9 protein-coding genes are annotated in these 10064 nt (G+C 69.2%); 7 read left to right on the top strand and 2 right to left on the bottom strand.

Going from position 1 to position 10064, the window contains the following annotated elements:
• Nucleotides 1-46: 46 nt before the first annotated feature.
• Together MLE42_RS14705 and MLE42_RS14710 are read left to right on the top strand one after the other, a co-directional pair.
• The gene (locus MLE42_RS14705) at nucleotides 47-1420 is read left to right on the top strand and encodes a NupC/NupG family nucleoside CNT transporter (RefSeq protein ID WP_243288629.1); all 1374 of its coding nucleotides are present in this window, start codon (nucleotides 47-49) and stop codon (nucleotides 1418-1420) included.
• A 77-nt stretch (nucleotides 1421-1497) separates the two neighbouring features.
• Nucleotides 1498-1998: an ABC transporter substrate binding protein gene (locus MLE42_RS14710; protein WP_243288630.1), complete on the top strand. Its 501-nt coding sequence runs from the start codon at nucleotides 1498-1500 to the stop codon at nucleotides 1996-1998.
• 59 nt (nucleotides 1999-2057) lie between these two features.
• Here the strand turns inward: MLE42_RS14710 and pssA are convergent, their stop codons facing one another.
• Nucleotides 2058-2846: a CDP-diacylglycerol--serine O-phosphatidyltransferase gene (gene pssA, locus MLE42_RS14715; RefSeq protein WP_243288631.1), complete on the bottom strand. Its 789-nt coding sequence runs from the start codon at nucleotides 2844-2846 to the stop codon at nucleotides 2058-2060.
• Nucleotides 2847-2975: 129 nt separating this feature from the next.
• Between pssA and mnmG the strand changes: the two genes are divergently transcribed.
• The 4 genes from mnmG to MLE42_RS14735 all read left to right on the top strand — a co-directional run bounded on the left by mnmG (nucleotide 2976) and on the right by MLE42_RS14735 (nucleotide 7789).
• Nucleotides 2976-4859, top strand: a complete 1884-nt coding sequence (gene mnmG / locus MLE42_RS14720) for a tRNA uridine-5-carboxymethylaminomethyl(34) synthesis enzyme MnmG (protein WP_243288632.1) — start codon at nucleotides 2976-2978, stop codon at nucleotides 4857-4859.
• Between the two features lie 76 nt (nucleotides 4860-4935).
• Entirely contained in the window at nucleotides 4936-5424 is a 489-nt protein-coding gene (locus MLE42_RS14725) for a MerR family transcriptional regulator (protein WP_243288633.1), read from the top strand.
• Between the two features lie 16 nt (nucleotides 5425-5440).
• A complete protein-coding gene (locus tag MLE42_RS14730; RefSeq protein WP_243288634.1) occupies nucleotides 5441-5647 on the top strand; it encodes a heavy-metal-associated domain-containing protein in 207 nt (68 codons plus the stop codon).
• Between the two features lie 18 nt (nucleotides 5648-5665).
• A complete protein-coding gene (locus tag MLE42_RS14735; RefSeq protein WP_243288635.1) occupies nucleotides 5666-7789 on the top strand; it encodes a heavy metal translocating P-type ATPase in 2124 nt (707 codons plus the stop codon).
• 5 nt (nucleotides 7790-7794) lie between these two features.
• Here the strand turns inward: MLE42_RS14735 and galU are convergent, their stop codons facing one another.
• Complete coding sequence (gene galU / locus MLE42_RS14740) at nucleotides 7795-8667, bottom strand: UTP--glucose-1-phosphate uridylyltransferase GalU (RefSeq protein ID WP_243288636.1); 873 nt, start codon at nucleotides 8665-8667, stop codon at nucleotides 7795-7797.
• 94 nt (nucleotides 8668-8761) lie between these two features.
• Between galU and MLE42_RS14745 the strand changes: the two genes are divergently transcribed.
• Entirely contained in the window at nucleotides 8762-9856 is a 1095-nt protein-coding gene (locus MLE42_RS14745; RefSeq protein WP_243288637.1) for a hypothetical protein, read from the top strand.
• Nucleotides 9857-10064 lie beyond the last annotated feature (208 nt).

Consider the following 10064-nt stretch of genomic DNA (forward strand, 5'->3'; position numbering starts at 1 on the left):
CGCCAGGTGGGTGGGATGAACCCGCCCACCTGGCCTAGGAGCCCCGATGGAACGCCTCATGGGTCTGGCCGGAATCGTGGCCTTCATGGCCATTGCGTACGCGCTGTCGCACAAGCGCAGCGCCATCCACTGGCGGACCATCGGCTGGGGCCTCACGCTCCAGTGGGTCTTCGCCCTGATCGTCCTCAAAGGTTCCGCCATCGCGGGGCTGCTGTCCTTCCTGCCCTTCCCGAAGGGGGCCGGCTGGGTGGTGCTGCTGCTGATGTTCACGCCCATGCTGCTCCGGCGGTTCGCCTCCTACGAGAACAGGCCCCTCAACTGGGGCCTCTTCGGCGTCATCGTCCTGGGCCTGCTCCGGGGCAACCTGGTGGGCTCCACTTTCGACAAGATGCGCGTGGTGGTCGAGCACCTCATGGCCTACGCCCACGAGGGCGCCAGCTTCGTCTTCGGGTCCCTGTCCGACGGGCCCGGCGGCAAGGTGGGCATGGTGTTCGCCTTCGCCGTGCTGCCTACCATCATCTTCGTGGCCTCCATCTTCGCGGTGCTCTACTACATCGGCGTCATGCAGTGGGTGGTGGGCGCGGCGGCCCGGGCCATGGGCCGGTTCCTGAAGGTGTCGGGCGCCGAGAGCGTGAGCGTGGCCGCCAGCATCCTCATGGGCCAGACCGAGGCGCCCCTCACCATCCGGCCCTTCCTGGCGCGCATGACCCGCAGCGAGCTCATGGTGATCATGACGGCGGGCATGGCCCATGTGTCCGGCAGCATCATGGTGGCCTACGTGCAGGTGGCCCACGTGGACATCGTGCATCTGCTCACGGCCGTGATCATGACGGCGCCCGGGGCGGTGATGATGGCCAAGCTCCTGGAGCCCGAGACCGAGGCTCCCGAGACCGCGGGTGAGGTGAAGGTGGACATCCCCACCCACGATGCCAACGTGCTGGACGCCGCGGCCCGGGGTGCCTTCGAGGGGGGGCAGCTGGCCTTCAATGTGGCCGTCATGCTCATCGCCTTCATCGCCCTGATCTATCTGATCAACGGGTTGATGAAGGCCATCCATCCAGGATTCAGCCTGGAGATGGTGCTGGGAGCGGCCTTCAAGCCCTTCGCCTACCTCATGGGCGTGCCCTGGATCGAGGCGGGGCAGGTGGGCTCCCTGTTGGGCAAGCGCATGGTGGTGAACGAGTTCGTGGCCTTCCTGGACCTGGGCGCCATGACGAACCTCTCCGCCAAGGCGCGGCTGATTTCCACCTTCGCACTCTGCGGCTTCGCCAACTTCAGCAGCATCGCCATCCAGGTGGGGGGCATCGGGGCCCTGGTGCCTGAGCGCCGGGGCGATCTGGCCCGCCTGGGCCTGCGGGCCATGCTGGCTGGCACCCTGGCCAACTTCCTGAGCGCGTGCATCGCGGGGATCTTGACCTAGAAAAAAACAATACGAAAAAATCGATATTCCAACAACCGTTATCCAGGGATAGAGTGGAAGGGCTGGAGGTGGTTTGGATGGCCCGTTTCAGGACCCTGGTGTTCTCGTGTGCCCTTGTCTCGCTGTCGCTTGCGGCTGGAGACTATGACGCTCTCATCGGGACCATGGAGAAGGCCTGGCCCCAGGTGAAGACCCTCGCGGTAGTCTGCGACGCGGCGGGCAGCAAGAAGGCCGTCGCGGCGCTGACCGCGGCCGCGGACGGCTTCAAGGTCCTAGTCGTGGACGTCAAGGGGCCCCAGGACGTGGGCCGGGCGGTCGCCGCCCTGTCGGGCCGGAAGCCGGACGCGGTCGTGCTCCTGGCGGGCGATCATGTGGCGGGGGACGGCACATCCGTGGCCAGCTTCATCATCCAGCGCATGGCGATCCAGAAGATCCCCACCGTGGCCACGAGCGAGGCGGCCGTGAAGCAGGGGGCCGTCCTGGCCGTCGGGCCCGGGACGGGAGGCCGGCTTCTGGCCAACGTCAAGGTCGCGAACGTGGTGGGCGTGTCGGTGCCCCCGGGGGCGACCACCTTCTGACGTCCTGGCTGGACGGCGACGGAAAGGGGCTGCTTGGCAGCCCCTTTCCGTCGATTCGCTCAGTGGACGTGCGCCAAGTCCTCGGCCCCGTCCCTCGGGGGCTCGATCCCGCGCCAGCCGGCCTTCCAGGCCAGGTTCAGCAGAAGGCCCAGGGTGATGTAGGCGGCGAAGAAGCCCACGAAGAACCGCTGCTGCAGAAGGATCATCAGCGCGAAGATCAGCACGATGGTGAAGCTGGTCAGCATGGCGGCGCGGGGACTGCCGGCGCGCTTCTTGAAGCTGGGGAACCGGATCGTGGAGACCATCAGGAGGCCGACCAGGAACAGCTCCGCGGCGAACGCATAGGCATGGAGAGCCACTGCCGGGGGCGTGGGCCTCCAGATGATCACAGAGGCCACGCAGGCCGCCCCGGCGGGGATGGGAAGGCCCACGAAGTAGCGGGGGTCCACGGCGCCGACCTGCACGTTGAAGCGCGCCAGGCGCAGGGCGCCGCAGGCCGTGAAGACGAAGCAGGCCGCCCAGCCCACGGCCCGCAGGTGAGAATCCTGGATGCCCAGGTGGAAGAAACCGTACCGGTAGGCGAGGATGGCTGGGGCCATGCCGAAGCTGACCACGTCCGCCAGGCTGTCCAACTGCACGCCGAATTCGGTGGCCGTGTTGGTGGCCCGGGCCACCCGGCCATCCAGGCCGTCGAAGACCCCCGCCAGCACCAGCAGGCCCGCCGCCCAGAGGAAATAGCGCTCGGGGGTGGCGCCGGCGGCGTTGATGGACATGACCACGCTGGAGAAGCCGCAGAAGATGGAGGCCATGGTGATGCTGGAGGGCAGCACAAACATGGACCGCCGCATGGCGCGTCTCCGGCGGTCGCGGCGTTCCTCTGGGCTTAGGCGGGGTCGCATGGGGCCATTTTCTCACATCCCGGCGGCTCCCGAACGCGTCGATTGGGGAGGGTATCCTGTCCCCCTTCGGAGGCCCGGGTGAAGCAGGTGGTGGTGATTGGCGGAGGACATGCCGGAATCGAGGCCGCGCATATCGCCGCCCGGCTGGGCGCGGCCACGACCTTGCTCACCATGAACCTGGACCAGATCGGCCAGATGAGCTGCAACCCCAGCATCGGTGGCGTGGGCAAGGGCCACATGGTGCGCGAGCTGGACGCCCTGGGCGGGGCCATGGGGCGCCTCATCGACGCCACGGGCATCCACTTCCGCATCCTCAACGAAAGCCGGGGCGTGGCCGTGCGCGGCCCCCGGGCCCAGGCAGACAAGGTCAAGTACCGCATCGCGGCCCGGCACCTGCTAGAGCACACGCCGAACCTGCGCCTCCGCCAGGGCATCGCCGCCGCCCTCCTGTGGGAATCAGGCACCAAAGGCCTGCGGGGTGTGGAGCTGCTGGACGGTTCTGTGCTGCCCTGCGACGCCGTGGTGGTCACCAGCGGCACCTTCCTCAACGGGCGGATCCTCATTGGAGAGCGTCGCATCGAGGCGGGCCGGGCCGGAGAGCCCGCCAGCACGCATCTGGCAGAGCAGCTGCGAGGCCTGGGGCTGCGTCATCGCCGCCTGAAGACGGGCACCAGTCCGCGGCTGGCCCGGGCCAGCATCGACTTCAGCCGGCTGGAGGTCCAGCCCGGCGACGATCCACCGCGTCCCTTCAGCTTCTTCAGCCCAGGCATCCCCCAGCCGCAGGTGCCCTGCCACATCGTGCACACCACGGCGGAGACCGAGGCCATCGTGCGGGAGAACCTCCCGAAGTCGAGCCTCTACGGGGGGCACATCGAGGGGGTCGGGCCCCGGTACTGCCCCTCCATCGAGGACAAGTTCGTGAAGTTCCCGGACAAGGGGCGCCACCAGATCTTCGTGGAACCCGAGAGCCTGGAGACCGAGGAGATCTACCTGGCCGGCCTGTCCACCTCCATGCCGCCGGAGGTGCAGCTCCGGATGGTGCGGAGCCTGCCGGGCTTCGAAAGTGCCGAGATCCTGCGTCCCGGCTACGCCATCGAGTACGACAGCTTCGATCCCCTGCAACTGCAGCAGGACCTGTCGGTGGAGGCCCTGGAAGGCGTGTGGTTCGCCGGCCAGATCAACGGCACCACCGGCTACGAGGAGGCCGCGGGCCAGGGCCTGCTGGCGGGCATCAACGCCGCGCGCCGGCTGGAAGGCAAGGATCCGGTGGTGCTCGGCCGGGATCAGGCGTACCTGGGCGTGATGATCGATGACCTCGTCACCAAGGGGACGGACGAACCCTACCGCATGCTCACGGCCCGGGCCGAGCACCGGCTGGGCCTGGCCTGCGATGTGGCGGACGCCCGGCTCCTGGACGTGGCCCGAGAGGTCGGGGCCCTCTCGGCCGCCGAGCTGGCCTCGGTGGAGGGCCGGGTCGAGCGGCGGGAGCGGCTGCGGGCCCAGTGCGAGGCCGCCTGGGTGACCCAGACCAGCCCCTTCGGGCCCATCGCCGCCGGGGCTGGACTGCGCCTGGACGCGGGTCTGAACCTGGCGGACCTGCTGCGCCGCCAGCACATGGGGCCGGCCGAGACCGACGCCTGCCTGGCCCTCCTGGAGGGCTGGGACGAGGCGCAGGCCGGATGGAACCCGGCCTGGGAACGGGACCTGCTGCTCTTCGAGCTGCGCTACGCCCCCTACCGCGAACGCGAGGCCCGCCTTCTGGAAGGCCACCGGTCCTGGGACCACGTGAGGATCCCCGCGGACTTCCGCATCGAGCACCTGCACGGCCTGTCCAAGGAAGTCCTGGAGAAGCTGACCCTGCACCGGCCCGAGACCCTGGGGCAGGCCAGCCGGATCCCCGGCGTCACCCCGGCCGCGGTGACCCTGCTGCACTTGCATATTCATCGCTCATCGCGCATATAGTTTTTTGTGATTTTATCCTTGATCTTCCATGTAACTGGAAGCTTAGACTGGGGGTGTTCGTCCTCGGGAGGGTCCCATGTCGACCGTCGTTGACCTCCACCCCGCACCTGCTTCGGCCCTCGCCGCGCCTCGGATGCTGAAGATCGGCCAGCTTGCCGCCCGTTCGGGCCTGACGGCCAGGAACCTGCGCTTCTATGCCGATGCCGGAGTCTTCGGCGAGCTGCCCCGGTCTCCGAAGGGCTACCGTCTGTTCCCCCCGCAGGCCGTCCAGTGGGTGCGGATCCTGAAGGCCTCCCAGGCCGCGGGGTTCACCCTGGACGAGGTGCAGGAGCTGCTCCGGGCCCTGCGCCAGGACAGCGCCCCCTGCGCCCACGTGCGCGACGCCCTCGGCGGCAAGCTCAGGGCCCTTGAAAGCAAGCTGGCCGAGATCCAGCTGCTGGTCGAGATCCTCCGCGTCACCCTGGGCACCCCCGACGGACAGAGCAGCGACCTCGGCTGCAACCTGATGGAAACCCTGCTCGCCGAAGCCAAGCGCCTGCCCGCCCTCACGGAACTGCGGGCCTGAGCCTCCTGGAGGACCCATGAACACCCAGACTTATCGCGTGACCGGCATGACCTGCGGCGGCTGTGTCCGCCACGTGGACAAGGCGTTGCGCGCCACGCCGGGCGTCACGAACGTGGCCGTGGACCTTTCCAAGAGCTCTGCCACCGTGAGCGGCACCGCGACCTTCGAGGCCCTGGCTGCGGCGGTGGCCGAGGCCGGCTACCAGATGTCAGAACAGGCCTAGGCCGCGTCCGGAAGGCTTATGAGCGTCGAGACCTACACCGTCACGGGCATGACCTGTGCGTCCTGCGTGCGGCATGTGGAAAAGGCCCTGGCCACCACGCCCGGCGTCCGGGCCGCCTCCGTCAATCTGGCCACCGCCACCGCCACGGTGGAAGGCGACGCCAGCTTCGAGACCCTGGCGGCGCAGGTCGAGGATGCGGGCTATGGCCTGGGCCGGCCCCAGGCCGACCAGGTCGTGGCGCAGGCAAAGGATGATCCGGCGCCCGCCAGGAACCGGATGCTCGTGGCCCTCATCCTCACGGCCCCGCTCCTGCTCGCCATGCTCCCGGGCCTGGGCCTCCACCTGCCGGCCTGGCTCCAGGCGGCTCTCTCGGCGCCGGTGGTGTTCTGGGCGGGTTGGGGCTTCTTCGTCCGGGCGGGACGCCAAGCGCGGCATGGCCAAGCCTCCATGGACACGCTCATCGCGCTGGGCTCGGGCGTCGCCTGGCTGTTCGCCGTGGTGGAATGGCTGAATGGCGTCCACCACCTCAGCTTCGAGACGGCGGCCGCCCTGGTGGCCTTCCTGCTGACGGGCAAATACCTGGAGGCCCGCGCCAAGGCCAAGGCCACGGACGCGCTGAAGGAGCTGCTGGCGCTCGCGCCGCCCACGGCCCTGCGCCTCGGCGCCGACGGCTCCGCGGTGGAGGTCCCGGTGGGGGACCTGCATCCCGGCGACCGGGTGCGGGTGCTCCCGGGTCACGCGGTGCCGGCCGATGGCCGCGTGATCGCCGGCCAGGCGGAGGTGGATGAATCCATGCTCACCGGCGAACCCCTTCCCGTGCCCAAGGGGGGTGGCGAAGGTCTGGTGGCCGGGACGGTGGTGCACGGTTCCATGCTCGAGATGGAGATCCAGGCCGTGGGGGCCCAGACGCAGCTGGCCCGCATGGCGGCGCTGGTGGCGCAAGCGCAGGGCTCCAAGGCCCCGGCCCAGGATCTGGCCGATCGCATCAGCGCCGTCTTCGTGCCCGTCATCCTGATCCTCGCCCTGCTGACCTTGGCGGGCTGGTGGGTGGGGACCGGGGCCCTGGCCCAGGCCTGGCGACCGGCCGTCACCCTCCTGGTGATCGCCTGCCCCTGCGCCCTCGGTCTCGCCACGCCGGTGGCGGTCATGGTGGGCCTGGGCTCCGCGGCGCGCAAGGGTGTGCTGGTGAGGGACGCCGCGGCCCTCGAAGCCCTGGGGCAAGCCACGGACCTGGCCTTCGACAAGACCGGGACCATCACGGAAGGTCGGCCCCGGCTGCGCCGGACCGTGGGGACCTCGGACATGGCCGAAGCGGACTTGCTGCAGCTTGCGGCGAGCCTGGAACGGGATTCCGAGCACCCCATCGCCCGGGGCCTGGTCGTGGCCCATGTGGCTCATGGCGGAGCCTTGAAGGAGGTATCCGCCTTCCGGACCCATCCCGGCGGGGGCGTCAGCGGCGAGATCGAAGGGACGGCCTGGCGGCTGGGCAGCGCCGCGTTCCTGGGGATGCCCTTCCCCTCTGTGGATGAGGATGGAACCGCCGTGGGCCTGGCGGATGGCTCGGGACTGAAGGGCGTGTTCATCCTCGGCGACCGGCTCCGGAGCGAGAGCGCCGCGGTTGTCGGTCAGCTGAAACACCAGGGGCTGCGCCTCCACCTGTTCACGGGAGACCGTCCCGAACCGGCCGCCCGCATGGCCGAGGCCGTCGGTATCGCTTCCGTGTCCGCGGGTCTGCGCCCCGAGGACAAGCTCACCCGCATCAAGGATCTCCAGGCCCGGGGCGCCGTGGTCGGCTTCGTGGGTGACGGCGTGAACGATGCGCCGGCCCTTGCCCAGGCGGACTGCGGCATCGCCATGGGCTCGGGAGCGGGCGAGCAAGGCACCGGCGCGGCCATGGCGGCGGCTCCCCTGGTGCTGCTGCGGCCGGGCCTGGATCCCATCCTGGCCGCACGTCGCTTGGCGCTGCGGACTCACCGCATCATCCGGCAAAACCTTGCCTGGGCCTTCGGCTACAACCTGGTGCTGGTGCCCCTGGCGGCCTCCGGCCAGCTGGAGCGGTTCGGCGGACCCATGCTGGCGGGGCTGGCCATGGGCCTCAGCTCCCTCACCGTGGTGCTGAACGCGCTGAGGCTGCGGCGGTAGAGCCGCTAGAGCCGCTTCGCCAGCTCCTTGAGGTAGGCGGCGAAGTCGTCTCGCAGATCCTCCCGCTTGAGGGCGAATTCCACGTTGGCCTTCAGGTAGTCGAGCTTGTTCCCGGTGTCGAAGCGCTGAGCGGGGATCGGAGCTGCCACCAGGCGCCCCTCCTTGGCCAGGAGGGCCAGGGCGTCCGTGAGCTGGTACTCGCCGCCGACCCCGGGCTTGAGGGCGGCCAGGTGGTCGAACACGCGGGGCTCCAGTACATAGCGCCCCACCACGGCCCACCGGCTGGGCGCATCCTCGGGTTTCGGCTTTTCGACAATCGCTGTCACGTCCCAGACGGACTCGTGGTTGCGGGGTGCGCTGACGATGCCGTAGCGCGAAACGTGGTCCTCCGGAACCTCCTGGACGCCCACCACGGACTTCCCGGTGGCGTGATAGGCCGTGATGAGGGCATCGAGGGCCGAATCGCGCTCGTCGAAGACGTCGTCGCCGAGGAGCAGAGCGAAGGGTTCGTCGCCGACCGCATGGCGGGCGCAGAGCACCGCGTGGCCAAGGCCCAGCGGCTCGCCCTGGCGCACGTACGCGAACTGCGCGAGGTGGGTGATGTCCCGCACGAGGTCGAGGTCTTCATGCTTCCCGCGCCGGCGCAGGGTGTCCTCGAGCTCGTAGGCGACGTCGAAATGATTCTCGATGGCGCCCTTGCCGCGCCCGGTCACCAGCACGATGCTCTCCACCCCGGCCCGGATGGCCTCCTCCACCACGTACTGGATCACGGGCGTGTCGACCAGCGGCAGCATCTCCTTGGGCTGGGCCTTGGTAGCGGGCAGGAACCGCGTGCCCAGCCCGGCCACGGGAATAACGGCTTTTCGGAGGGTTCGCATAGGGGCTCCGGGGATCATGATGGCCTAAGATGGCTGCGATGGGAGGATCCGGATGGACCCGAAGGCGCTGTGGCGGCAGATGGTTGGACATCCCATGTCGGGATGGCGGTCGGTGGAGGGCCCGGCCCTGCCGGCGTCTCTGGGGCCCGGGCGCCTGCTCTGGTGTGGGATCGGAGGCTCCGTGCTGCCGGCGGACGCGCTCGTCCAGGCCCTGGCGGACGCGCCGTTCCGCCTCCGCTGGCAGCCCTTGGCCTCGCCGGAACCCAATGACCTGCGCCTGGAGCGCGAGGACCAGCTGGTGTTCGCCTCCAAGAGCGGGCGCACGCTGGAGCTGTGGAGCTGGATCGGGAGATTGCGCGCCCAGGAGGGGTGGGGCCGGTGGCATCGGGCGCCCATCGCCATCACGCAGGACGATGAGAATCCACTCGCACAGCTGGCCCGGGCCGAAGGATGGACGCTGCTGCCGATCCCGGTGGAGGTGGGCGGGCGCTACTCGGCGTTCACGCCCATCGGGACGCTACCGCTGCACTGGGCCGGTCGGGATGCCGGGCGCTTCCTCGCCGGCGCCCGCGTGGTGCTGGCGCAGACGGAGCAAGGACGCGGTCCTTGGGGCACGCGTGTGTGGGACATGGTCGGGACCCTGACCAAGGGGTATCTCAGCGGCGTGGATCAGTGGGTGATGATGCCCTACGCCACGCGCCTGGAGACCGTGGGCGGATGGTGGGTGCAGCTGATCGCGGAAAGCCTCGGCAAGCAGGCGAAGGATGGCAGTCGGCGCGGCTTCACGCCCATCCGCGCCGTGGGTCCCCAGGACCAGCACGCCCAGTTGCAGCGCTGGCTTGACGGCCCGCGCAACGTCGGCGTGGTGATGGTCACCATTGGATCCGGGGAGGCGGCGGAGCCTTCTGATCCGCCGGTTCAGTGCCCCTTTGCGGGGCTGGGCCGCCGGGGCGGCGCGGAGGTGGTTCGCGCCCAGGCGGAAGGAACCCGCGAGGCGCTCGAAGACGCCGGCGTGCCGGTCATCCACTGGCACCTGGAGACGCTCGATGAGGCCTCACTGGGCGCCTTCCTCATGGCCTGGCAGCTGGTGGTCGGGTTGTGCGGCATGGCCCTCGAAGTGGATCCCTTCGATCAGCCCGCGGTGGAATCGGGCAAGCGACGGACTCTCCTGAAACTGGGGATTTCCTAGGAATTCCATGGGGTTTTCGCCAGAGATGCAACGTTGGTGCGCCCCTCCCCAAAAAATTCCGCTTGCGCTGCGGCTCGCCCCTGTTAGTCTGAATGTCCTGCGCAGTTGAGGCTGCGGAGTGCCGGGAAGGGCTGGAAGGTTCTTCTGGACCGTGTAGAAACGCGGTGGGCGTCTTTGAAAACCGGATAGAAGATAGGAAGCCTTTGAG

It is taken from the genome of Geothrix terrae, assembly GCF_022808775.1.
Taxonomy (GTDB): domain Bacteria; phylum Acidobacteriota; class Holophagae; order Holophagales; family Holophagaceae; genus Geothrix; species Geothrix terrae.